Below are 23798 nucleotides of genomic sequence, written 5' to 3'. Positions count from 1 at the left end.
TGAGCCAGGGCGGCGGCGTCGGCCTCGGCGGCAAGTTCTGATCGACGGCAAGTTCTGAACCGCGAAAAGTTCTGATCGGCGGCAAGTTCTGATCCGCCGCTCGGGCTGACGCGCTCCGGGGCACGGACGACCGCCGGATGCAGGGCTACCGTGCCGATCGGGTGGTTCCGGTGCGACCGCAACGGTCCTACAGATCGCTCCCGCGGAAGGGGACCCGCCGCCCGTGCGGACGGGACCTGACCTTCCGTGGAGCCTGCGCGTGCCCGCGACCCCATCGAATTCCGGCAAATCCCTCCCCGCGACCGGCCCGCGCCGAAGGGCGCGCGCCGCGGCGTTCCTGCGCGGGCGCGGCACCCTGGCCAATCCGGGGCAGGACCTCACGCGCCTGCCGATCGGCCTCGATCCGCGCGGCCTCAGCCTCGTCGACGGGGTGCGGGCGGCCCTGGCCTTCGGCCTCGTCATCCTGCTGCACGAATGGCTGCCCTGGCCGCCGCTGCTCACCGTGGCGCTCGCCGCGAACCTCGCGTGCTTCGCCGATGCGGGCGGGCCGATGCGCGCGCGCCTCCTCGTGCTCACGGTCTTCTCCCTGCTGGGGGGCGTGATCTGGGGGCTGTTCGGCCTGATGCAGCCCCTCGGGCCGGTCCCCGTGGTGCCGCTCGCCGGCATCGTCATCTTCGGCTGCACCTATGCGCGGGTCTGGGGCGTGCAGGCGCAGGCCGCCGGCAACGTCCTCGTCCTCGTCCTGTGCTTTGCCCTCGACCGGCCGCTCACGCCCGATCAGGCCCTGGTGGCCGGGCTGGTCTTCGCCGCCGGCGGATTGTGGGCGACGCTGCTGGCACTGCTGCTCTGGCGCCTCCATCCCTATCGCCCGACGCACCGCGCGGTGGCCGAGGTCTGGCGCCGCCTGACCCGCCTCTGCGACGACCTCGAGGACCTCGCCTCCCTGGCCTGGCCCGAAAAGCCCGAGACGCGGAACGCCGGAAGCGGCGCCCGCCAGATCTTCGATCGCCAGACCTTCGAGCGCCAGGCCTTCGACCGGCACGCCCGCGCCCACCGCCGGGGCGTGCGCGAGGCGATCGAGCAGGCGCGGACCGTCATCGTCGACCTCGCCCGCAGCCGCGAGCGCATCTCCGACCGCACCGCCCAGGCCCTGATCCGCCTGGAGGCGGCGGAGCAGATCTTCGCCGCCCTCATCGCCCTGTCGGATCTCGTCGAAGGCGAGCCCGACCCGCGCCGGCGCCGGATGGCGCGCCGCTTCCTGCGCCGGCTCCGGCCGCTGCTGGGCGTCATCGCCCGGGCCATCCGCGACGACAGCGTCATCGACCTCGCCCGCCTCGAGCGGGCGATCGACCGGGGTACCCGCCGCCTCGCCCACGACCGCGAACTGCACGATCTCGCCACCCGCATCCTGGATCGCGTCCGCATCGGTGCCAAGCTCTCGACACCGGACGGCTACCGGCCCGGCGGCGCCCTGCTCGGCCGGGCAAGCCTGCCCCTCGGGACCCGGCTCCTCGGTCCGCTCGGCACCAACTTCACCTTCGCCTCCGCCAACCTGCGCCACGCCGTGCGGGCGACCGTGGTCGCGGCCCCCGCCCTCTGGGCCACCCTGGTCTGGGCGGGCCCCTTCGCCCACTGGCTCACCATGACGGTGGTGCTGACGATGCAGCCGTTCTACGCCGCCACGTGGCAGCGCGCCCTGGAGCGGATCGGCGGTACGGTGCTCGGCGGCCTGATCGGCGCCGTTCTGGCAAGCTTCGCCACCTCGCCCCTGGCCCTGGCGGCCCTGGTCTTTCCCCTGAGCATCATCGGCTTTGCCGCGCGTCAGGTCAGCTACGGCGTCTTCATCGCCTGCCTGACCCCCCTCGTGGTGCTCCTCGTCGAGGTGGTGGAGCCCGGCCACGGCTCCTGGGAGGTGGCGGGCATGCGGGCTCTCCTCACCCTCCTCGGCGGCCTCATCGCGGTGGGCAGCGCCCTCGTGCTCTGGCCGATCTGGGAGCCCGACCAGGTCCGCCTCGAACTGCGCAAGGCCGTGCGGGCGCATGCCGCCTTCGCCCGCGCGGTGCTCGGCGCGGGGGCCGAGGCCGAAGCCTCGGGGGCCCGCGCCCAGGCCGCCCGCGCTGCCGGACTCGCGCTGAACGACCTCGAGGCGGCCCTGGCCCGCGCCCTGCAGCAGCCGCGCGCCGGACGTCACCCTCAGGTGGAGATGGCGATGGTCGCCGACGCCACCCTGCGCCGCATCTCGGCCCGGCTCACGGCCCTGCGCTATGCCGCCGAGACGGCGGAGCCGGACGCCCTGGCGGCCTGGAGCGACTGGATCGCCGCCACCTTGGCGAGCCTCGGCGGCGAGGGAACGCCGCCGGGGATGCCCGACGCACCCCGCAGCGACGGCCTGCGCCGCCTCGTCGGTCAGGTCGAACTCCTCGCCGAGACCCTGAAGCCCGGCGGAACGCGGCCTGCGGGCGCCTGATACCAAGTCTCAGTAAGCCTGATCCGTCGGTCAGCCTCCCCGAGGTCCGGCGGACGACCGCCGCCGCCCGCGCCCGGTGCCGGGGGCGAGGCCGTGACGCGTCTGCCACAGACCCGTGCCCTCGGGTGGATTCGGCAGTCCGGATGCCCCTCGGGCCGACCCGGGATCACAGGATACCCGATCACTTAATGCAAAATTAACCATTTCCTTAAAGAAAGGTTTTCAACGCAAATCGGCGGACGGCGGTGATCAGACCCCTAAAGGGGCGGCATCGTGAAGTCATCATCAAGTAAAAACCTGGATGCCAAGGGCGGACAACGAAGTCGCTCCGCGTTCAAGGTGATGGTCCGACGGGGTTGCGATAACGTTCGTTTTCGGCGGGGCGCTGGAATGTATATCGTTGTCGATGAAAGGCAGTCTGTTGCCGCCGAATACCTGGCGGGTTTCGGAGCGCAGGACGTCCCCGCGCGAAGCCTGAGAGCCGAAGAGTTCCTGGCTTGGCTCGCCGGCCACCCGACCGATACGGTCCAGGGCATCGTTCTCGGTGAGTGTGACGACCGTGCCGGCCGCACCGCCGCGATCCGCAGCCTGTCCCAGGCGCCCATCATCGCCCTCAACGAGACCCGCTCCCTGGAGCAGACCCTCGACCTCTTCACCGCCGGCATCGACGACGTGGTGCGCCGTCCGGTTCATGTCCGCGAGATCCTGGCCCGGGCCGAGGCGATCCGCCGGCGCGGTATCCGCGGCGAGGCCCAGGCCCCGGCCGCCCAGGACCGCAGCGGCCGCCTCAAGGTCTTCGCGGACGGGCGCGACCCCGAGATCGACGGCGTCAGTCTGAACCTGCCGCGTCGCGAGCGCCACATCCTGGAGTTCTTCGCCAGCCATCGCGGGCGTCCGCTCAGCCGCGCACAGATCTTCAACGCGGTCTATGCCGAGCACGGCAGCGACGTCGAGGAGAGCGTGGTCGAGGGCCACATCAGCAAGCTGCGCAAGAAGCTGCGCCTGCGCCTCGGCTACGATCCGATCGAAGCCAAGCGCCTAGCCGGCTACACCTTCGTCGGCTGATCCGACCCCTTCCCGTTCGATCCGGAATGCGAAAAAGGCCACGCTCCCTCGCGGGACGCGTGGCCTTTTCGTCGTCGCGCCGCCCCCGGAACCTCCGGGGGCGGCCGTTCGGCTTAACGGAATAGCGAGAGCACGTTCGCGGAGGCGCCGTTGGCGATGCTGAGGGCCTGGACGGCCAGCTGCTGCTGGGTCTGGAGGGCCTTCAGCTTGGTCGACTCTTCCTCGACGTCGGCGTCCACAAGGATGCCGATGGTGCGGTCGTTAGCCTTCATCAGGGTGTCGACGAAGGTCTTCTGGCCGTCGATCTGGGTCTTGTTGGCGCCGAGCTTCGTGCCCGCGTTGGTGACGCTCGAGATGGCCTTGTCCACCTGGGAGATCAGGGTTGCCAGGGTGGCATCGCCGGTGGTGCCGGAGAGGGCCGAGATGTTGATCGAATTGATCGACTGGCTGGTGGTGCCGTCCACGGTGTCGAGGATGCCCTTGGCATTCGACGTGCCGGCATCCGTGCCCTTGCCGGCCACGACGGCGGTGCCGGCGGTGGTGCCGAAGCCGATATCCACCAGCGTATTGGTGCCCGTCGCGGCGACGACGTCGACGTTGATCGTGCTGGCGGCGGCGGCCGTGGTGGTCTTCAGGACGATGCGGCCCTGCGTGTCGAGGCTGGCGGCGACCAGGCCCTTGACGCTGTTGGCGCCGGTGGAGGCCGCGATCTGGTTGTTGATCGCGCTCAGGACCTCGTCGGTCGTGACCTTGGCGAGGTCCTTGACCGCCGCGCCGAGGGTGGTGGCGTCGAGCTTGATGTTCTGCGTCTTGCTGCCGTTGAGGTTGATCGTGAAGTTCACCTGCTTGCCGCTGGCGGCGGAGAAGTCGGCGGTGCCGGCCGTGAACGCCGAGGTGCCGGTCAGCGAGGTCGAGCCGGCGACCTGGGCCTCCGTGGCGGGCACACTCGCGCTGGCGGCGTTCACGTCATAGAGCTTGATGTTGGAGACCTCGACGTTGATCTTCGAGTAGCTGATCGTGCCGTTGGTGGCGCGCGAGAAGCCCGCGATCACGCTTTGCGTCGCCTGGTAGGCGGTGTTGGAGGCCGAGGAATCCACCGAGAGCCAGTTCTGGCCGCTCGACACCGACGAATCCGCCGTCGCCTTCATCTTGCTCTGGATGGCGGTGATCTCGGTCTGGACCTTGGCGCGGTCCACGCCCGGCTGCAGGGCGGTCTGCAGCTTGGCGCGCATGTTCTGCAGATCGGTGATGATGCTGTTCAGGCCGTTATAGGTGGTGTCGACGGCCGACGAGCCGAGGCCGAGCGAGTCCTTCACGGCGGAGAGCGAGGCGTTGTCGGTCCGCACCGTGGTGGCGATCGACCAATAGGCGGCGTTGTCGGCGGCGCTGGAGACCCGCTGGCCGGTCGAGACCCGGTTGCTCGTCATGTCGAGCTGGGTGTTGATGCTCTTGAGGGTCGTCAGCGCCGTCATTGCGGCGTTGTTGGTCAGCAGGCTGGTCATTGCGAGGATGTCCGGTTTACAGGAATTGCAAGGAATTCGTGTGTGTGACCGCGCAGCGGGTCGCGCCAATCCAATCTCAGGATCGGATTTATTTAGCGCAATGCTGTCTACATCCCGGGTTTTCACCGGAGCAGTGGGACGACATCATGTCTATAGGTCCACGAAACCTATCCACTGCGTTGGCTTCGCCGGCGTTCAACCCCTTCGGGTCGCCGTCTCACCGATGGAGCGACTATGCACGGCCCGGCTTAGCAGGAGCTTAAGGGCGGCCTGCGGTCGCCTGTGTCCGGATGCGACCGGATCAGTCCCGGGCCAGGAAGGTCACGCCCGCGAAGTCGGCGCGCTGCCAGCGCAGGCGCACGGACAGGGTGCGGAGCTCGTGTCCGGCGATGATGAGGTCGAATTCCGGTGGCAGCGGCCTCGGGCGCGGCAGGCGAAGGCTCGCGCCCACCGGCGACAGGTCGCGCACGATGCAGGCGAGCAGACTCTCGGGTCCGAGGACGATGCGCCCCTGCTGCATCACGCGGTGACGCTTCGGCGTCGGGCTGCGCAGGGGCCGATCCCCGCGGGACACCGCCTCCTGCCAATCCGCCATCGTCGATCCGTCCGGTGTCACGCGCCGAAACGGACTTATCAGCGCGGCTCCGGACTGTCGATCGAACGGACCTTAACCATTCGCTAACCATAACGTCCGAGTGTCGCGCGGAACGCCGTCGACCCTCCAGCGACCCCCATGAACCGATCCCTCCCATCGCGAACGACGGCGCCCGCCCTGCGTCCCGGCCATGTCCGTCCCTCGACGGGGGCCGAGCTGCTGCGGCGCGCCCGGGCCGCCACCCTCGAGCGGGCGGCCGTCGGCGTCTGCGTCGGGCTTGCGCTGGTCTCGGGGAGCTTTGCCGCCTACTCCATCACGGGCGCCTCGAACACCTACTCGGTTCAGCCCTTCCTGCCGGCCCTCGGGGGCGCCTTCGCCTGGAAGCGGAACGCCGCGCCCGTGCGCGAAGCGGCCCTCGACCTCGACCCGACCACCACCGGTTCGCTTCCCGATGGCGTGCGCGCGACCCCGGAGCGCCCGGAGCCGGCGCCGGGGGCGCGCGGCTACGTCCTGCGCCGCGTCAGCGGGGGGGCCGCCTTCGTGGAGGGACCCGAGGGCCTGCGCCAGGTTGTGCCCGGCGCCGTCCTGCCGGGGGCCGGGCGCATCCTGTCCATCCGCGCCACGGGCGCGGGCTGGGTGGTGATCACCTCCGAGACCATCATCGGGCCGACCCCGCTTTGACCTGGATGGAACGCCTCGCCCGGCCAGGACGCGCCCGCCCATGACGAGCACCTTCACGAACTACCGGCTGATCGCCCGGGACCTGACGGCCTCCCTGGCCCGGAAGGCGGCCCAGCCCGACGTCGCCCGCGAGACCGCCTACTACAAGGCCAAGATCGGCGACGTGAAATCCATCGACGACTTCCTCGGCGACCGGCGCCTCTACGCCTACGCGATGAAGGCCTACGGCCTGGAGGACATGACCTACGCCAAGGCCTTCATGCGCAAGGTCCTCACCGAGGGCGTGAGCGATCGGGCCGCTTTCGCCAACCGCCTGGCCGACGATCGTTACGTCGCCTTCGCCAAGGCCTTCGATTTCAAGACCTACGGCGCCGGCACCACCACCCTGGCCGCCGCCACCACCGACACCACGAGCGCCTACCTGCGCCAGAGCCTCGAGACCGACGCGGGCAGCGACGACACCGGCGTGCGCCTCGCCCTCTACTTCGCGCGGCAGGCGCCCACCGTGTCCTCGGGCTACGGGGTGCTGGCCGACCAGGCCCTCTCACAGGTGGTCAAGACCGTGCTGGGCCTGCCCGACGTCGCCTCGGCGGACGGGATCGCCCGGCAGGCGGCGATCATCGAGAGCCGGGTGGATTTCGCGAGCTTCAAGGATCCGGACAAGCTGGAGCGCTTCGTGAAGCGCTTCACCGCGATCTGGGACGCGCGGAACAACACCACCTCGGCGCCGGTCCTCAACCTGTTCGCGGATTCCTCATCGCAGGGCCTCGACGCGAGCCTGCTGCTCAGCCTGCAGCGCATCCGGTCGGGGACCTGAGGCGATGCAGAACGCACTCTACGTGGCGCTCTCGGCGCAGGTCGCCATGGAGAAGCGCCTGAACGCCGTCGCCAACAACGTCGCCAACCTCTCCACCAGCGGCTACCGGGCGGAGGACACGAAGTTCACCGCGCTCCTGGCCCAGGCCAGCAAGGGCGCCGTCGCCTTCGCCTCGTCCGGCGACACCTACATCTCGCAGCGGGCGGGGCCGACGATCAAGACCGACGCCCCCCTCGACGTCGCCGTGCAGGGCGATGCCTGGTTCGCCGTGCGCGGGGCCAACGGGCCCGTCTACACCCGCGACGGCCGCATGAAGATGGATGCGCTGGGTCAGCTGCGCAGCCTCACCGGGCAAGCCATGCTCGATCCGGGCGGTGCGCCGATCCTCCTCGACCCCCAGGCCGGCCCTCCGACGATCGGGCGGGACGGCAGCGTGGCGCAAGGGGTCAACCAGGTCGGCGCCATCGGGCTCTTCCTCATCGATCCGAAGAGTACCCTCACCCGCGCCGAGCCGAACGGCGTCACCACCTCCCTGCCGGCGGTTCCGGTGCAGGACTTCACCCGCGTCGGCATGGTGCAGGGCTACATCGAGGGCGCCAACGTCAATCCCGTCCTGGAGATGACGAAGCTCATCAACATCCAGCGCGCTTTCGAGAGCGCGGCGACGCTGGTCTCCGAGACCGAGACCTCCTTCACCGGGGCGGTCCGCTCCCTCAGTCCGCAGGGTTGAGCCGATGACGGACGCCCTCCACCGCCTCGGCACCGCCCTGGCGGCGGCCCGCGAGGCCCTGCCCCTGGTGCGCGTCGGCGGCCCGATCCAGGAAGTCACCGCCAGCGCGGCCCGCGTCGCGGGCGTCGCGCCCTTCATGACCCTGGGCGACCGCATGGGCTTCGTGGGCGGTGGCCGCGAGCAGATCGGCGAGGTCGTGCGCGTGGATGCGGCCGGCGTCACCGTGAAGCCGTTCGACAGCCGGATCGAGGCCGGGATCGGCACCCGCGCCTATCGCCTCGGCGATCCGACCCTGCGCCCGGACCCGAGCTGGAAGGGCCGGGTCATCGATGCCCTCGGGCGTCCCATCGACGGGCAGGGCGCCCTCGTGCCGGGCCAGCGCGCCGTGCCCCTCGACGCGGCGCCGCCCGCCGCCATGGAGCGCGCCCGGGTGACGAAGCCCCTGCGCACCGGGGTGCGCGCCCTCGACCTGTTCACCCCGCTCTGTCTCGGCCAGCGCATCGGCATCTTCGCGGGCTCCGGCGTCGGCAAGTCGACCCTGCTGGCGATGCTGGCGGGGGCCGCCGGCTTCGACAGCGTCGTGGTGGCGTTGGTGGGCGAGCGCGGGCGCGAGGTCCGCGAGTTCCTGGAGGGCGCGATGGCGGCGAGCCTTTCGCGCGCCGTCGTCGTCGTCTCCACCGGCGACGAGAGCCCGATGATGCGGCGGCAGGCACCGAAGATGGCGATGGCCATCGCCGAATCCTTCCGTGATGCCGGGGAATCCGTCCTCCTCATCGTCGATTCGGTGACCCGCTACGCCCATGCCGCCCGCGACGTGGCGCTGGCGGCCGGCGAGCCCGCGGTGGCCCGGGGATACCCCCCGAGCGTGTTCTCGGACCTGCCGCGCCTGCTGGAGCGGGCCGGGCCGGGGCTCGACGGCGCGGGCACCGGCCCCCACGGGGGCGGCACCATCACGGGGGTGTTCTCGGTGCTCGTCGACGGCGACGATCACAACGACCCGGTGGCCGATTCCATCCGCGGCACCCTCGACGGGCACGTAGTCCTCGACCGCGCCATCGCCGAGCAGGGCCGCTACCCGGCGGTGCACCTCCTCGGATCGATCTCGCGCCTGGCCACCGGGGTCTGGACGCCCGAGCAGCGCGAACTCGTGCGCCGCCTCAAGGCCATGATGGCTCGCTTCGAGGAGACCCGGGACCTGCGCCTGATGGGTGGCTACCGGGCCGGCGAGGATGCCGAGCTCGATCAGGCCATCCTCCTCGTGCCGCGCATCTACGAGGCCCTGCGCCAGGAACCCGGCATGGCGGCGAGCCAGGACGCGTTCCTGGAACTCGCCCAATCCCTTCGGACCTGAGGCGGCCCCATGCGACCGCCTCTCGAACCCGGGTTCCGGCCCCTCCGGCGCGCCGGGCCAAGCCCCGCGCAAGCCTGTCTTTCTTTAGTGCCCCTCAAGATCCCGCGCCGCGCCGCGCGCCATTCCTCGAAGGTGACGTCATGAGTCTCATCAGTGTCCTGCGCACCGGCGTCTCCGGCATGAACGCGCAGTCCAACCGCATCTCCACCGTGGCGGAGAACGTGCAGAATTCGAGCACCACCGGCTATAAGCGCACCTCGGCCGAGTTCTCCTCGCTGCTCCTCGAGAGCAACACCGGCACGAACTACAATTCCGGCGCCGTGGAGACCACGATCCGGCGCGCCATCAACGAGGGCGGCTCGATCAGCTCGACGACCTCGAAGACCGACCTCGCCATCCAGGGCCACGGCTTCTTCGTGGTGCAGGACGAGAACAAGGCGCCGCTCCTGACCCGCGCCGGCAACTTCGTCGTCGACGGCCCGACGGGCAACCTCGTCAACTCGGGCGGCTTCACCCTGATGGGCTTCAACATCCTCGAGGGCGAGGCGAATCCGACGCTCAACGGCATCCAGGGCATGGTGCCGGTGAACACCTCCGGCCTCAGCATGCGCGCCACGCCCTCCACCGCCGGGGCGATCTCGGGCAACCTGTCGGCGGATACGGCGGACCTCGCCGGCCCGCTCTCGCCGACGAACTACTCGAAGAAATCCTCCATCGTCACCTTCGACAAGCTCGGCAACAGCGTCACCCTCGACGTCTACCTCGCCAAGGTGCCGGCCTCCGCCACCGCGCCGGTGGTGGCCGAGAACACCTGGAGCGCCAGCATTCACGCGCCCGACGGCACCCGGCTCACCAACCCGGCCGTGACGCTCGCGTTCGGCACCGACGGCAAGCTCAGCGGATCCGCCGCCACCGCGGCCAGGACGAGCTTCACCATTCCGGGCGGCGAGACCTTCGCCCTCGATCTCAGCGGCGCGACGCAGTTCGCCGGAAGCTACGACCTGAAGGGCGCCGCCAACGGCAAGGCGCCCTCGGCCGTGACCGGGACCGAGTTCAGCGGGGATGGGACCGTCTACGCCACCTACGCGGACGGGACGCGCCTGGCCGCCTTCAAGGTGCCGCTCGCCGACGTGAAGAGCCCCGACAACCTGGAGCCGCGGGCCGGCAACGTCTTCCGCACCAACATCGAGTCCGGCGACATCCAGATCGGGTTCGCCAGCACCGGCAGCCTCGGCTCGCTGAAGGCCGGCGCCCTGGAAGCCTCCAACGTGGATGTCAGCTCCGAGCTGACCACGATGATCGAGTCGCAGACCGTCTACACCGCGAACTCGAAGGTGTTCATGACCGGCAACGAGCTCCTCGAGACCCTGATGAACCTCAAGCGCTGACCGGGCGGCCGCGCGCAGGCGCGGCGCCCGCACCCTCGCCCGTCGCCCCCAGGGGCGGTGGGCCGCGCCGCTCGCACGCTCGCTCCCCAGGACACACCCGATGGGCCTCTCCCTCGCCCTCAACTCCGCCCGATCGTCCCTCATCGCGACCTCCACGCAGGTCGCGCTCGCGGCCCGCAACACCGCCGGGGCCAGCGACCCGTTCTACACCCGCAAGATCGCCAACCTCGTGGCGACCAGCGGCGGCAGCGCCGTCTCGATCCAGCGCGCCACCGACAGCGCCCTGTTCGACCGCAAGCTGTCCGCGACGTCCTCGGTGGCGGCCAGCGAGGCGGTGCTCGACGGCCTCACCACCCTGAAGGGCACCATCGGCGACACCGATGACGGGACCTCGCCGGCCGCCCGCCTCGGGGCCCTCAACGCCGCTCTGCTGATGGCGGCCAACAAGCCCGACGACGCGGCGCTCGCCCGCACCGCCGTGGACCGGGCCCGCGATCTGGCCGCCAGCCTCGCCGCCGGCGCCACGGCGGTCCAGTCCGTCCGGGCCCAGGCCGATGCGGGCCTCGCCGACTCGGTGGCGCGGATCAACGATCTCCTGACCCAGTTCGACGCCGCCAACCGCCTCGTCACCAACGGCACGGGCGCCGACGTCACCGACGCCCTGGACGACCGCGACCGCATCCTCGCCAACCTGTCGCAGGAGATCGGGATCTCCACCGTGACCCGCGCGGGCAACGACGTCGCCATCTACACCGACAGCGGCGTGCCGCTGTTCGAGCGCAGCCCGCGCCGCGTGTCCTTCACCCCCACCACCGCCTTCCCGGCCGGGACCACGGGTGCTGCCGTCACCGTGGACGGGGTGCCGGTGACCGGCGCGACCTCGCCGATGCCGGTACATTCGGGGCGCATCGCGGGCCTCGCCGAACTGCGCGACAACGTCGCGACCCGCTACGAGGCCCAGCTCGACGGCATCGCCAACGGCCTGATCGACGCCTTCGCGGAGACCGGGACCGACGCCCTGGGGAATCCGGTGCGGGCGGCGGGCCTGTTCACGGCCGGTCCGGGCGGCCCCGTCCCCAACGGCACCACGGCCAACCAGCTCGGGCTCGCCGCCCGGATCCGGGTGAACGCGGCCGTCGATCCGCAGCAGGGCGGGAACGTCAGCCTCCTGCGCGACGGCGGCATCGCCGGGGCCGCGTACCGGTCCAACCCCGACCCGGCGACGAACGCGGCCTACCCCGACCGCCTGCGCGCCCTGGCCGCCGCCCTCGGGGCGGACCGCCCCTTCGACGCTTCGTCGGACCTCGGCACCCGCAGCTCCCTGCAGGACTTCGCGACCGCCTCGACCGGATGGCTCTCGGCCAAGCGTCAGGCCGCGACCACGAACTCCGACTACCAGTCGACCCTCCTCGCGCGCGCCTCGGACGCCTACTCGAACGCGACGGGCGTCAACACCGACGACGAGACGGCCATGACCCTCCAGCTCGAACGGTCCTACACCGCCTCGGCCAAGCTGCTGACGGTGATCAACGACCTCCTCAAAACCCTGATGGATGCGGTGCGATAGACGCCATGCGGACCAACGCCCTCTCCACCCTGAGCTTCTGGAGCGCGCCTCGCACCGGGGTCGCCCGCATGCAGGCGGACATCGCGCGCGGCAACGAGGAACTCGTCACCGGGCGCTTCGCGGATGTGGGTCTGGTGCTCGGCAGCCGCGCCGGGATCACCGTGGGCCTGCGCCAGAAATCGGCCGAGCTCGCGGCCCTGCGCGACGGCAATGCCGGCACCGCCCTTCGCCTGAGCACCAGCCAGGCCGCCTTGAAACAGATGCAGGAGTCCGCCGACACCGCGCTCAAGACCCTCACGGGCCTGCCGGAGGACAAGCGGGCCGGCGCTCTGAAGGCCATGGCCGCGAACCAGCTCGCCGGACTCACCGGCCTCCTGAACACCTCGGTCGACGGCCAGTTCGTGTTCGGCGGCACCAACACGGGTCGCGCGCCGATGACGGCCTACACGGCGAGCCCGGCCGCACCGGCCAAGGCGGCCGTCGACGCGGCCTTCCTGAAGGCCTTCGGGGTGACGCAGGAGAGCGCCGGCGCCGGCACGATCACGGCGGATGCCCTCTCGGCCTTCCTCGACGGGCCGTTCCAGGACCTGTTCGACGACGCCTCCTGGGCCGCCGACTGGTCCGGTGCGGGCACCGCGCCGCTCACCAGCCAGATCTCCCTGACCGAGACGGTGCAGAGCTCGGCCAGCGCGAACGCGCCGGCCTTCCGCAAGCTCGCCATGGCCTACGTGATGGCCTCGGACCTCGGGGCGTCGAACCTCTCGGCGGCGGCCCAGGCCGTCCTCGGCGAGAGGGTCGCGAAGGGCTTGAGCGAGGCGAGCGGGGGACTGGTCGCGCTGCAGGCGGATCTCGGCCGCTCGCAGGCGGCGATCACCGCCGCCAACACCCGGTTGGACGCGCAGAAGAGCCTGTTCGCGAACCAGATCGGCCAGATGGAGGGGGTGGACACGGCCGAGGCCAAGACCCGCGTCGACCGCCTCTCGACCCAGGTCCAGATCTCCTACGCCCTCACCGCGCAGCTGCGCCAGCTCAGCCTCGTGGCGTATATCTGACGCGGCTCGGCCGCACGCATCATCCGGCGGACGCCTCCGCCGGCCCCTCGGATCTCCGGCTCGAATCCGCGCCCCGGCGCGCGGCGGCCCCCGGACACACGGGACAGGACCCCATGTACCAGTTTTCCTACGCCGAGATCCTGGAGGAAGCGCCCGCCATCGCGCGTGAGCGCGAGCGGGTGGCCTTCGACCGGGCCCTCGACCTCCTCCGGCTCGCGGACCGGCCCGACGCCGAGCAGACCGACCGCGCCACGGCGGCGGGCTTCCTGCAGAGCCTCTGGGGCGTGCTGATCGACGACCTCCAGAGCGATGAGAACGGCCTGCCGCCGGACCTGCGCGCGGACCTCGTCTCGATCGGCCTGTGGAGCATGCACGAGGCCAACGCCGTGATCGCGACGCCGCAGCGGGACCTCTCCGCCCTGATCACGGTGAACACCGCCATCCGGGACGGCCTGCGGTGAGCCGACCCCTGCGCCTCTCGCTGCGCGCCGGCGAGCGCGTCTACATGAACGGCGCGGTCCTGCGGGTCGACCGGAAGGTCTCCCTGGAGCTTCTGAACGACGCCAGCTTCCTGCTCGAGACCCACGTGCTGCAGGCGGATGCGGCGACGACGCCCCTGCGCCAGCTCTACTTCGCGGCCCAGACCATCCTGATCGAGCCCGGCAACGCCGAGCGGGCGCGCGCGCTGTTCCGCACCCTTCAGGCCGGCATCCTGGCGGCCGTGGTGGATCCGGACATCCGCGCGGGCGTCACCGCCGCCGGCCCGCTCGTCGAGGGCGGCCGGCTCATCGAGGCCCTCAAGCTGATCCGCGGGCTCTACGCGGCGGAGGCCGCCCTCCTGGCGGCGTCACCCCAGGTCGAAGCCGCGTCGGCGGCCGATCCGCAAACCCAGACACGTCCGGCCTGAGGGCCATTCTTCGGGCCCCAGGGCCGCCACACTTAAGGAAGCCCGCGATGAGCGTCGCCAGCGTCACCAGCACGGCCACATCCCAGACGGCCAGCACCGCCGCCGCGACCAAGTCCGCGACGGGCGTGGCCGCCAAGATGAACGCGGACACCTTCCTCACCCTGCTGATGACGCAGCTGAAGAACCAGGATCCGACGAAGCCGATGGATTCCACGGCCTACGTGAGCGAGCTCGCGACCTTCTCGCAGGTGGAGCAGGCGACCAAGACGAACGCCAAGCTCGATTCGCTGCTCTCCTCGAGCTTCCTCTCCCAGGCCGACCAGATCATCGGCCGCACCATCACCTCCGCCGACGGCACCGTCACGGGTCAGGTCCAGTCCGTGAAGATCACCAGCGAGGGCGCGCTCGCCCGCCTCGCCACCGGCGCGGACGTGCTGCTCACCGAAGGCATTTCGCTGTCGCAGTGACGGGCCGGCCGGGTTAGACCCGCGATCCCAGACCCTCAGGACAAGGCCGCCCCGGATGAACGAGGTCGACGCCCTCGAACTCGTGCGCGCCGCGATCTGGACCGTGATCGTCGCCGCCGGCCCCGCCATCGGTGCCGCCATGCTGGTCGGCATCGCGGTGGCGCTGCTTCAGGCGCTGACCCAGATCCAGGAGGTGACGCTCACCTTCGTGCCCAAGATCGTGGTCATCCTGCTGGTGCTGCTCATCACCAGCTCCTTCATCGGGGCGCAGATCTACACCTTCGCCGAGGCCACCTACGGGCGCATCGTCACGGGGTTCTGAGGGCGAACCCGCGCAGGGCGATCCCGGCTCCTTCGAGGCGCGCCCGCACCGCTCGGGCCATCGCGATGGCGTGCGCGCTGTCGCCGTGCACGCAGACCGAATCGATGCGCGTCGGCAGGTGCGTGCCCGCCGCCGTCACGATGGCGCCGGCGCGCACCATCGCCAGCACCCGTTCGGCGGCCGTCTCCGGATCCGTGACGAGCGCGCCCGCCCGACCGCGCGGGATCAGCCGACCCGCCTCGTCGTAGCCGCGATCGGCGAAGATCTCCGCGTAGACGGCGAGGCCCGCCGCCTCACCCGCCGCGACCTGCTGCGTGCGGGCGATGGCGAGGAGCCCCAGCGTGGGATCGACGGCCCTGACGGCGCGGGCGACGGCATCGGCCGCATCGCGCTCCGCCGCCGCCCGGTTGGCGAGCGCGCCGTGCGCCTTGACGTAGCCGAGGCGGTGCCCGGCCAGGGCGGCGAGGCCCTGCGCGGCACCGACCTGATAGGCGACCTGCCGCTCGATCTCCGCCGCCGTCACCGGCATCGGCCGCCGCCCGAACCCGGGCAGATCCGCGTAGCCCGGATGCGCGCCGACCGCGACGCCACGGGACCGGGCCAGCGCGAAGGTCTCGGCCATGATCTCGGGGTCCCCCGCGTGGAACCCGCAGGCGACGTTGGCCGAGGTGACGATGCCGAGCATGGCCGCGTCGTCGCCGCAGCGATAGGCGCCGAAGCCTTCGCCGAGGTCGGCGTTCAGGTCGATGGTCGGCATCGCGTCTCCTTGACTTCCGGCGATCCTACCCGAAGACGCCGTCGATGAGGTTGGTGCCGAGCAGGAATTCCGAGGTGAAGCGCGTGCGCAGGACGGGCCGGCGCGTCACGGCCGGAACCAGGGCCGCGGCCTCCGCCCGGCGCGCGGCCACGGCCTCGGCGAGATCGACCTCTGCGAAGCGCAGGACCGTCCCGGGCCGGGCCTGGGCGAGCCGGCCGAGATCGGCGCCGATCACGGTCGCGATCTTCGGGTAGCCGCCGGTGGGCTGGCGGTCGGCCATCAGCACGAGGGGCTGGCCCGAGCCCGGCACCTGGATCGCCCCCATGGCGATCCCGTCCGAGACGATGTCGTGGGTCCGGGCCTCGATGTTCGGGCCTTCGAGGAAGCAGGCCATGCGGTCGCCGCGCGCACCCACCCGCCAGGGGCCGGCCAGGAAAGCCGCGATGGCGGCCTCCGCGAAATGATCGTCCTGGGGCCCGAGCACGATCCGGATCGTGTCCGGCGGCCGATGGAGGATGGGCAGGTCGAGCTGCGCGGCCTCGCCGATGACGGCGCGCGGTTCCAGCACCGACAGGACATCGCCGGCCTGGAGACCGCGCCCGTCGAGGCCGCCGAGACGGGACCGGGTGTGGGTGGCGGTGGAGCCGAGGACCGGCGCCACGTCGATCTGGCCCGCCACCGCGAGGCTGGTCCAGACGCCGGCCTCGCCGGCCCGGATGCCGAGGCGCTCGCCCGGGCGCAGGGTCAGGCCGACGGGGCAGGGCAGGGCGCGCCCGTCGAGGTCGATGCGGGGGGCGCCCCCCGCCAGCGCCACGTCGACCGGCTCGCCCTCGATCGTCAGGGACATTCCGCCGAGCGAAACCTCGATGGCGGTGGCGCCCGGCGGGTTGTCCAGCGCCCGGTTCGCGCAGGCCTGCGCGAGGGGGTCCATTGGGCCGGCCGGGGTGATGCCGTAGCGCAGGTAGCCGTGGCGGCCGCCATCCTGCAGGGTGCTGCCGGCGCCGGCCGAAAGGATGCGGATGCGGGTCCGGCCGCCCATCAATCCTCCCGGCGGGCGACGATGTCGCCGCGTGCGGCCCGCGCGTCGAGTTCGGCGAAGGTCGCCGCGTCGATGGCCGCGAAGCGCAGGACGTCGCCGGGCTCGATGAGGAAAGTCTCGGTCCGCGCGGGCGCGAAAAGCCGCTCGGGCGTTCGCCCGACGACGTACCAGCCCGTGGGCATCGGCACGGTGGCGACCGCCGCCAGTCCGCCGCCGATCAGGATCGCGTTGGCCGGGTGGGGCGGGCGCGGCGAGGCCCGCCGGCCGATGGCGAGCGCGTCCGGCAGACCGCCCAGATAGGCGAAGCCCGGTGCAAAGCCGTACATGTAAACCCGGTATTCCGCTTGCGCGTGCAGGTCCGCGATCCCCGCCGGGGACAGGCCGGCCCAGTCGGCCACCGTCCCGATGTCTTCGGCGAGGTCCGGGTCGTAGCAGCAGGGCAGGGTCCAGCGGCGCCCGCCGCCCGCTCGGGGGCGAGCCCCGGCGACGCCTGCCTCGACGAAGCGACAGAGATCGGCCCGGTCGAGCACCAGGGGATCGTAGTGGATCATCAGGGAGCGGTAGGTCGGCACCGTCTCGCGCAGGCCCGGAACGGCCGCCTCCGCGAGGGCGGCGTCGAGGGCCAGCACGCGCGCGTTCAGGTCCGGATCGACCCGGGCTCCGAACTCGACCACCAGGGCCGTTTCCCCGGCGTCGCGCATGCGCACCGGTTCGATGCCCGCCTCGATCCGACCCTGCACGGCCACGCCCTCAAGCCTCCCGGCGCCGACACCCCGAGGCGGCGCGGGCGGCAGCGTTTCACAGCACGGGCGGCCTGACGAGTCCCCGTTGCGGCGCGGCGCGCGGGCTCAGTGTCCGCCCGAGACCTGCCGGTTCCGCTTCTTATCACGCTGATAGGCGGTGATCGCCTGGGCGCAAGGGCGCGAGAGCTTTCGGATGTTCTGCCGGAAGCAGGCCTCCACCTCCGGGCCGCCCGGCGCATGCATGCTGCAATGCTCGAGGTAATCGCCGGTGCAGGACAGCTTGAGAAGTTCGCGCATCGGGGTCGGCTGGGCCGCAGCCGCGGCGGGCACGAGGAGGACGCCGAGGACGAGGACGGTGGAGCGAAGGAGAGGCATGGGTACGCAGGTGCTTTCGAATCAGGATGACGAAGTCATCTCTCAACGCCGAAGTGACGATTCCCGCCGCATGAAGTCGAGCGTTTCACGCGTTTAGACCTCCGAATGCCACAAGTCAGGCACCGGAGACGGGGGCCTGATAGGAAATCCCGTTGGCCTCGTCGAAGATCTCGACCACCCAGCTTCGCGTCGCGTTGCAGCTGGAGGCCGCGGTGCGGCGGCAGGCCTTGGCGAGCCGATCTGCGATCTGCATGGCTTCCGCGAGCAGCGAGGTCTCGAGTGCTTCCGGCGCCTGCCAGATCATGGCATGGGTCGAGCGGATCTGGAGGCGAAACTCGAACATCGGACCCTGCATCGAAATCGTCATTGTGCTTTTAGATCGGAGCGCGCGTTCGTATTTTCTAAAGACCTCGTCAGACACCGACAAGGTCACGGCTATGCCCTGGGGTCCCTTCGGCTTGTCCGAGCGTCCCATTCGCCGGCCGGATGCGGCCCGTCCCGTGGCGTGGCGGTCGACGCGGCCCCCGCCACCGGCCGGACAGGCGACCCTCGCGCAAGCTTGGGGCGCGACAAGCCCCCGTTCCAGACACGGGGGTTGAGCATCCGCCATGGCGGCAAGCGAAGCGATCGCGGGAGAGCGCCGGTCCCAGCGGGACATCGGGTTCGCGGCGGGCATCGTCGCCATCCTGGCGATCCTGTTTCTGCCGGTGCCGGCAATCCTGCTCGACATCGGACTCGCCTTCTCGATCGCTCTGTCGGTGCTGATCCTGATGGTGGCGCTCTGGATCAAGAAGCCGCTCGAATTCTCGGCCTTTCCCACCGTCCTCCTCATCGCGACCCTGCTGCGCCTGGCGCTCGGCATCGCCACCACCCGGCTGATCCTGGCCAACGGCCAGCACGGCGTCTCGGCGGCCGGCCACGTCATCCAGGGCTTCTCGCAATTCGTGATGAGCGGCGACTTCGTCATCGGGATCGTGGTCTTCCTGATCCTGATCACGGTGAACTTCCTCGTCATCACCAAGGGCGCCACCCGCATCGCCGAGGTCGGCGCGCGCTTCACCCTCGACGCGATCCCCGGCAAGCAGATGGCGATCGACGCCGATCTCAATGCCGGGCTGATCGACGACAAGGAGGCGCAATCCCGCCGCCGCGAACTGGAGGAGGAGAGCGCCTTCTTCGGCTCCATGGACGGCGCCTCGAAGTTCGTGCGCGGCGAGGCCATCGCCTCCCTCATCACCATCGCCGTCAACGTGTTCGGCGGCATCATCATCGGCACCACCCGCCACGGTATGCCGCTCGGCCAGGCGGCGGAGGTGTTCACGAAGCTCTCGGTCGGCGACGGCCTCGTCTCGCAGATCCCGGCGCTGATCGTCTCGCTGGCCGCCGGCCTCCTCGTCTCGAAGGGCGGTACGCGCGGCACCGCCGAGCAGGCGGTGATGGGCCAACTCGGGGCCTATCCGCGCGCCCTGTCGGTGGCCGCGGCCCTGATGTTCATGTTCGCCCTGGTGCCGGGCCTGCCCTTCGTGCCCTTCATGGTGCTCTCCGGGCTGATGGCCTTCACCGCCTATGCGATCCCGAAGAAGATCGCGGCGCAGAAGGCCATCGTCGACGCCAAGGCGGTGGCCGACGAGGAGAAGAAGCAGGTCGCGGTGCGCGAATCCGTCAAGGAGTCGCTCAAGACGCCGGAGATCGAACTCTGCCTCGGGCGCCAGGTCTCGGCGCAGCTCCAGGGCACGCAATCCGAGCTGTCGCACCGGGTCGCCAAGATGCGTCGCAAGTTCGCGCGCCAGTACGGCTTCGTGGTGCCCGACATCAAGCTCACGGACAGCCTCGCCGTGCCGCCGAAATGCTACCAGATCCTCATCCACGGCACCGTGGTGGCGACCCAGGAACTGCGGCCCGGCGAACTCCTCGTGGTGGTGGGCGACGGCCCCGTGCCGGACGTGCCGAGCGACGAGGTCCGCGAGCCCGCCTTCGGCATGAAGGCGCGCTGGGTGCTCGACGCCTATGCGGGCGAGGTGCGGCGCGGCGGCTTCGAGCCCATCGACGGCGCCTCCGTGCTGCTGACCCACCTCTCGGAGGTCATCCGCAACAACCTGCCCACCCTGCTGTCCTACAAGGACATGCGCAATCTGCTCGACCGCCTCGACCCGGAGTACAAGCGTCTGCTCGACGAGATCTGCCCGTCGCAGATTTCCTATTCGGGCCTCCAGGCGGTGCTCAAGCTCCTGCTCTCCGAGCGGGTCTCGATCCGCAATCTGCACCTCATCCTGGAGGCGGTGGCCGAGATCACACCCCATGCCCGCCGGGCCGAGCAGATCGCCGAGCATGTCCGCATGCGCATCGCCCAGCAGATCTGCGGGGATCTCGCCGAGAACGGCGTGCTCTCGGTGCTGCGCTTGGGCAGCGCCTGGGATCTCTCCTTCCACCAGAGCCTGAAGCGCGACGGCAAGGGGGAGGTCATCGAGTTCGACATCGACCCGCGCCTCGTGGAGCAGTTCGGCACCGAGGCCTCGGAGGCGATCCGCAAGCAGATGCGCGAGACCCGCAGCTTCGCCCTCGTCACCGCGCCGGATGCCCGCCCCTACGTGCGCATGATCATCGAGCGGCTCTACCCGACGCTGGCCGTGCTCTCGCACCTCGAGATCGCCCGCGGGGTCGAGATCCGCTCCCTCGGGACGATCTCGTGACCGCGCTGGTCGCCTCGGGTCTCCTGGCTCCGGAAAGCTTCCTCGGCGTCTTCCTGATCTTCTGCCGCGTCGGCGCCTGCCTCCTCATCGTGCCGGGCTTCTCCAGCCCCCGCGTGCCGGCGCAGGTCCGCCTCCTCATCTCGCTGGCGGTCTCGCTGGCCCTCAGTCCCCTGCTGCTGCCCCTGTTCCAGGGCAAGCTCTCGGCCCAGGATCCGGGCGCGACCCTCGCCTGGATCGTCACCGAGAGCCTGACCGGCCTCGTCCTCGGGTTCCTCGGGCGGATCTTCTACGTGGTGCTCGAAACCGTGGTGAACGCCGCCGTCACCATGGTGGGCTTCGGCGGCATGCCGGGCTCGGTGGCCGAGGGCATGGACCCGGTGCCGGCCGTCGAGGCGATGATCATGATGGCCGCCGCCGCCCTGCTGTTCGCCGCCGACCTGCACTGGGAGCTGTTCCGGGGGCTGATCGATTCCTACAGCCGCATCCCCCCCGGCGAGGGTATCGGCTCGCAGGCCGCCCTGGTGCGCATCGTCGATCAGGTCACGACCGCCTTCGTGCTGGGACTGCGCATCACCTCGCCGTTCCTCGTCTACGCGGTCGCGGTGAACCTCGCGGCCGGCTTCATCAACAAGCTCGTTCCGCAGATCCCGGTCTACTTCATCGCCACGCCGTTCATCATGGCCGGGGGCCTGCTGCTGCTCTACGCCATCACCAACGAGTTCATGATGCAGTTCGTGATGGGCTACTTCGACTACCTGCGCCGGGGCTGAGCCGATGACCACCCGCCTCCGGCTCATCCGCGCCCAGCGCCTCCTCAAGGTCCAGGAACAGATGCGGGGCATCGCCGAGCGCGACCTCGCCGAGACCCGGGCCAAGGCCGCCAAGGTGGAGGCCGACCGGGCCGCCATGCTGGCCACGCTGGCCGGCGAGACCATGCAGGGCCTCTTCCTCGATGCCGCCGCGCGCCGTCTGCGGGCGCTCGCCGGTGAGGCGACGGATCTCGCCGCCACCGCCGCCCGGCAGTCCGAGACCGTCCGCGCCCGGGGCCTGGCCGAGAAGCGGGCCGAGCGCCAAGCCGAGGGCCTCGTCCGGCTGCGCGCCCACGAACGCGAGCAGGCCGATATGCTGGAACAGCTCCACCTCATGGTGGCGCGGGCCGGGACGCCGCGGGACTGAGGCGTCGCGCCGGGCGCCGACGCAAGCCTGCCGAAAGCCACGGCGCCTATCGCTGCCGACCATCGGCGCTCTCGAACCCGAATCGCGGCGTCCGCCAACCGAAGATCTGCAAGAGACGGCCCGCAAGAGACGACGCGCAAGAGACGACCCGCATGAGCATCTCGCCCCCCACCGACATCGTCCTCGATGTCGCCCGCGCCGCCGATCCGGGCCGCGTGCAGGAAGCCACCGCCAAGCTGTCGGCGCCCGGGACCGACCCGGCGGCCTTCGGCGACGCCTACCGCATGGCCGGCACCTCCGTGCACATGCCGCTCGATGCCCGGGGCACCCTCACGGCGCTCCAGACCGACAACGCGGTCTCCGGCGCCGGCAAGGCGGGCGATCCCTACAAGCAGTTCGAGGCCTTCGTCCTGCGCCAGTTCGTCGAGACGATGATGCCGGCCAAGTCCAACGCGGTGTTCGGCAAGGGCAATGCCGGGGGCATCTGGAAATCGATGCTGGCCGATCAGGTCGGCACCCAGGTCGCCAAGGCGGGCGGCCTCGGCATCGCCCGGCTGCTGGAGGCGGCCCGCCCCCTGAACACGCCCGCCCCCGCACCGGCTTCCAAGACCTCGGACATCTGAAGGCGCCCCATGCTGATCGCATCCCTGAAGCGGCTCGAAGAGACGGTGGCGGCGGAGACCGAGGCGCTGATGGCCCACCGCCCCATCGACCAGGAGGCGGTGAACCGGCGGAAAAGCCAGAGTCTGCTCGAACTCACCCGGCTGACGCGGGGCCTCGACCCGGACCAGCTCGACGCCCCCGTGATCGACCAGCTCCTGCGCCTGCGCGGTGCCCTGGACCGCAACCAGGCCACCGTCGGCCTGCACCTGCGCGCCGTCGAGGAGATCTCCGGCATCGTCGCGGATTCCCTGCGCGACGCGGAATCCGACGGCACCTATTCCGGTCACGTCCGGCGCTGAGATCGAACGCCCGCCATGCGCATCCTCGTCACCGGCCTCTGGATCTGCGGCCTCACCATCCTGTCCTGTTACGGGGCGGTGACCTGGGGGGAGGGGCTGTTCGCCAAGAAGGCCGAACCCTACCTCGAAGGCCTGCAGTACCAGAAGCTGCCACCCATCAACGTTCCGATGGTGGTGGACGGCAAGGTGCAGGGTTACATCGTCGCCGTACTGGTCTTCACCGCCGATGCGCGGCTGATGCACACGCTCTCGGTGCCGCCCAATGCTTTCGTCGTCGACGAAACCTTCCGGCAGATCTACACGGACCCGGCGATCGATTTCAAACGCCTGTCCCGCTACAATGTCACCCAGCGCCTCGCCGAGATCCGCAAACAGGTCAATGTCCGCCTGGGCTCGGACGTGGTGAAGGACGTGCTGGTCGAGGAGTTCAACTTCGTGGCCAAGCGCGAAGTCCGGTCCTGAGCCCCGTCACGGGGCGTGTCGCCGCTCGGGCTTCGTGTCTCACATCTTGATCCTCGCCTCGGCGAAGGGCGCTCACGCCTCCGCCAGGGCGCGCGCGACCGCATCCCCCGCCAGGAGCGCCGTGAGCCGCCGGTCGGCCTCGGCATCCGCCGCAAGCGCGAGGCCGCCGCAGGCCAGCCCCGTTCCGGCGACGGCGTAGCGCAGCGCACTCGTGGGCTGGAGGCCGCCCGACGCCGCCGCGATGAAGCCGCGCAGGGCGCCCGGATGCGCGTTGCAGCCGTTCTGGATCGTCAGGCCTGCACCGCGTCCGTCGAGCACCAGAGCCGAGAGCGCGAGACGGGCCCGGCCCGCCTGCGCCATCGCCCGACGCGGGCCGGCGAGGCCAACCAGGATCTCGGGCGCGAGGTGGACGATTCCCTCGAAGGCGACCGGGCCCGCCTCCACCGCGAAGCGATCGAGGACGACGAGGCCCGAGAGGTCGTCGAGCACGAGGAAGAGCCGGCGATGCGCGAGATCCGGCCCGTGCACCTGCGTGGCGAGCCGGTGCAGCGTGGCCCCGTCCAGGCGCTCCGCCCCGAGGTAGCGGGCGAGGCCAGCGCTGGCCGCGCGCCCCTCCGGCACCGCCACGTTGTGGCCCGCCTCCGAGAGGACGTGGTGGCGCGCCGCTCCGGTCTCGATCAGGC

General features: G+C 70.8%; 26 protein-coding genes and 1 pseudogene. 19 read left to right on the top strand and 8 right to left on the bottom strand.

Features of this window, described 5'->3' with window-relative positions; translation table 11 throughout:
* The first annotated feature begins 259 nt into the window (after window positions 1–259).
* The gene (locus K2X24_RS21125) at window positions 260–2467 is read left to right on the top strand and encodes an FUSC family protein (protein WP_292500794.1); all 2208 of its coding nucleotides are present in this window, start codon (window positions 260–262) and stop codon (window positions 2465–2467) included.
* A gap of 390 nt (window positions 2468–2857) precedes the next feature.
* Window positions 2858–3532, top strand: a complete 675-nt coding sequence (locus tag K2X24_RS21120; protein WP_292500793.1) for a response regulator transcription factor — start codon at window positions 2858–2860, stop codon at window positions 3530–3532.
* Window positions 3533–3645: 113 nt separating this feature from the next.
* On the opposite strand, the gene K2X24_RS21115 is transcribed toward K2X24_RS21120, so the two are convergent.
* Window positions 3646–5034, bottom strand: coding sequence for a flagellin (locus K2X24_RS21115; RefSeq protein ID WP_292500792.1), 1389 nt, complete (start codon window positions 5032–5034; stop codon window positions 3646–3648).
* Window positions 5035–5335: 301 nt separating this feature from the next.
* Complete coding sequence (locus K2X24_RS21110) at window positions 5336–5629, bottom strand: PilZ domain-containing protein (protein WP_292500791.1); 294 nt, start codon at window positions 5627–5629, stop codon at window positions 5336–5338.
* Window positions 5630–5767: 138 nt separating this feature from the next.
* Between K2X24_RS21110 and K2X24_RS21105 the strand changes: the two genes are divergently transcribed.
* The 11 genes from K2X24_RS21105 (at window position 5768) to K2X24_RS21055 (ending at window position 14911) form a co-directional block, all read left to right on the top strand.
* On the top strand, window positions 5768–6310 hold the full coding sequence (locus K2X24_RS21105) for a hypothetical protein (RefSeq protein ID WP_292500790.1): 543 nt from the start codon (window positions 5768–5770) through the stop codon (window positions 6308–6310).
* Window positions 6311–6350: 40 nt separating this feature from the next.
* A complete protein-coding gene (locus tag K2X24_RS21100; protein ID WP_292500787.1) occupies window positions 6351–7127 on the top strand; it encodes a DUF1217 domain-containing protein in 777 nt (258 codons plus the stop codon).
* 4 nt (window positions 7128–7131) lie between these two features.
* On the top strand, window positions 7132–7857 hold the full coding sequence (flgF, locus tag K2X24_RS21095) for a flagellar basal-body rod protein FlgF (protein WP_292500786.1): 726 nt from the start codon (window positions 7132–7134) through the stop codon (window positions 7855–7857).
* A 4-nt stretch (window positions 7858–7861) separates the two neighbouring features.
* Window positions 7862–9208 carry a flagellar protein export ATPase FliI gene (fliI, locus tag K2X24_RS21090; protein ID WP_292500784.1) on the top strand — a complete coding sequence of 449 codons (1347 nt, stop codon included), beginning with the start codon at window positions 7862–7864 and terminating at the stop codon, window positions 9206–9208.
* A 140-nt stretch (window positions 9209–9348) separates the two neighbouring features.
* Window positions 9349–10596 (top strand): flagellar hook protein FlgE, encoded by a 1248-nt coding sequence (locus K2X24_RS21085; protein ID WP_292500783.1) that lies wholly within the window; start codon window positions 9349–9351, stop codon window positions 10594–10596.
* Between the two features lie 100 nt (window positions 10597–10696).
* Window positions 10697–12163 carry a flagellar hook-associated protein FlgK gene (gene flgK / locus K2X24_RS21080; RefSeq protein WP_292500780.1) on the top strand — a complete coding sequence of 489 codons (1467 nt, stop codon included), beginning with the start codon at window positions 10697–10699 and terminating at the stop codon, window positions 12161–12163.
* A gap of 5 nt (window positions 12164–12168) precedes the next feature.
* Entirely contained in the window at window positions 12169–13215 is a 1047-nt protein-coding gene (locus K2X24_RS21075; RefSeq protein WP_292500778.1) for a flagellar hook-associated family protein, read from the top strand.
* 113 nt (window positions 13216–13328) lie between these two features.
* Window positions 13329–13676 carry a flagellar biosynthesis regulator FlaF gene (gene flaF, locus K2X24_RS21070; RefSeq protein ID WP_292500777.1) on the top strand — a complete coding sequence of 116 codons (348 nt, stop codon included), beginning with the start codon at window positions 13329–13331 and terminating at the stop codon, window positions 13674–13676.
* Window positions 13673–14122 (top strand): flagellar biosynthesis repressor FlbT, encoded by a 450-nt coding sequence (gene flbT, locus K2X24_RS21065; protein WP_292500775.1) that lies wholly within the window; start codon window positions 13673–13675, stop codon window positions 14120–14122. The genes flaF and flbT overlap by 4 nt, the downstream gene beginning before the upstream one ends.
* Window positions 14123–14169: 47 nt before the next feature.
* Window positions 14170–14589 carry a flagellar hook assembly protein FlgD gene (gene flgD / locus K2X24_RS21060; protein ID WP_292500773.1) on the top strand — a complete coding sequence of 140 codons (420 nt, stop codon included), beginning with the start codon at window positions 14170–14172 and terminating at the stop codon, window positions 14587–14589.
* A gap of 55 nt (window positions 14590–14644) precedes the next feature.
* Window positions 14645–14911, top strand: a complete 267-nt coding sequence (locus tag K2X24_RS21055; RefSeq protein WP_292500771.1) for a flagellar biosynthetic protein FliQ — start codon at window positions 14645–14647, stop codon at window positions 14909–14911.
* On the opposite strand, the gene K2X24_RS21050 is transcribed toward K2X24_RS21055, so the two are convergent.
* The 5 genes from K2X24_RS21050 to K2X24_RS21030 all read right to left on the bottom strand — a co-directional run bounded on the left by K2X24_RS21050 (window position 14898) and on the right by K2X24_RS21030 (window position 18168).
* A complete protein-coding gene (locus K2X24_RS21050) occupies window positions 14898–15668 on the bottom strand; it encodes a 5-oxoprolinase subunit PxpA (RefSeq protein WP_292500768.1) in 771 nt (256 codons plus the stop codon). The genes K2X24_RS21055 and K2X24_RS21050 overlap by 14 nt on opposite strands.
* 25 nt (window positions 15669–15693) lie before the next feature.
* The gene (locus K2X24_RS21045) at window positions 15694–16707 is read right to left on the bottom strand and encodes a biotin-dependent carboxyltransferase family protein (protein WP_292500766.1); all 1014 of its coding nucleotides are present in this window, start codon (window positions 16705–16707) and stop codon (window positions 15694–15696) included.
* Window positions 16707–17408: an allophanate hydrolase subunit 1 gene (locus K2X24_RS21040; protein WP_292500797.1), complete on the bottom strand. Its 702-nt coding sequence runs from the start codon at window positions 17406–17408 to the stop codon at window positions 16707–16709. The genes K2X24_RS21045 and K2X24_RS21040 overlap by 1 nt, the downstream gene beginning before the upstream one ends.
* Window positions 17409–17555: 147 nt before the next feature.
* Window positions 17556–17825 carry a hypothetical protein gene (locus K2X24_RS21035; RefSeq protein ID WP_292500764.1) on the bottom strand — a complete coding sequence of 90 codons (270 nt, stop codon included), beginning with the start codon at window positions 17823–17825 and terminating at the stop codon, window positions 17556–17558.
* A gap of 115 nt (window positions 17826–17940) precedes the next feature.
* On the bottom strand, window positions 17941–18168 hold the full coding sequence (locus K2X24_RS21030) for a hypothetical protein (protein WP_292500762.1): 228 nt from the start codon (window positions 18166–18168) through the stop codon (window positions 17941–17943).
* Window positions 18169–18433: 265 nt separating this feature from the next.
* Here K2X24_RS21030 and flhA point away from each other — a divergent pair, with 265 nt between their 5' ends.
* The 6 genes from flhA (at window position 18434) to K2X24_RS21000 (ending at window position 23115) form a co-directional block, all read left to right on the top strand.
* Window positions 18434–20515, top strand: a complete 2082-nt coding sequence (gene flhA, locus K2X24_RS21025; protein WP_292500759.1) for a flagellar biosynthesis protein FlhA — start codon at window positions 18434–18436, stop codon at window positions 20513–20515.
* Complete coding sequence (gene fliR, locus K2X24_RS21020; protein ID WP_292500757.1) at window positions 20512–21285, top strand: flagellar biosynthesis protein FliR; 774 nt, start codon at window positions 20512–20514, stop codon at window positions 21283–21285. Before flhA ends, fliR begins: the two co-directional genes overlap by 4 nt.
* Before the next feature lie 4 nt (window positions 21286–21289).
* Window positions 21290–21691 (top strand): hypothetical protein, encoded by a 402-nt coding sequence (locus K2X24_RS21015; RefSeq protein WP_292500753.1) that lies wholly within the window; start codon window positions 21290–21292, stop codon window positions 21689–21691.
* A gap of 152 nt (window positions 21692–21843) precedes the next feature.
* The gene (locus K2X24_RS21010) at window positions 21844–22314 is read left to right on the top strand and encodes a rod-binding protein (RefSeq protein ID WP_238279925.1); all 471 of its coding nucleotides are present in this window, start codon (window positions 21844–21846) and stop codon (window positions 22312–22314) included.
* 9 nt (window positions 22315–22323) lie between these two features.
* Window positions 22324–22653 carry a flagellar protein FlgN gene (locus K2X24_RS21005; RefSeq protein ID WP_292500751.1) on the top strand — a complete coding sequence of 110 codons (330 nt, stop codon included), beginning with the start codon at window positions 22324–22326 and terminating at the stop codon, window positions 22651–22653.
* 15 nt (window positions 22654–22668) lie between these two features.
* Entirely contained in the window at window positions 22669–23115 is a 447-nt protein-coding gene (locus K2X24_RS21000; protein ID WP_292500749.1) for a hypothetical protein, read from the top strand.
* Between the two features lie 72 nt (window positions 23116–23187).
* On the opposite strand, the pseudogene K2X24_RS20995 reads toward K2X24_RS21000, so the two are convergent.
* Window positions 23188–23798 (bottom strand): annotated as a pseudogene (locus tag K2X24_RS20995) (hypothetical protein); the annotation flags it as partial.

It is taken from the genome of Methylobacterium sp., from assembly GCF_019750675.1.
GTDB lineage: Bacteria > Pseudomonadota > Alphaproteobacteria > Rhizobiales > Beijerinckiaceae > Methylobacterium.
This window is presented reverse-complemented; position numbering and strand designations above follow the sequence as displayed.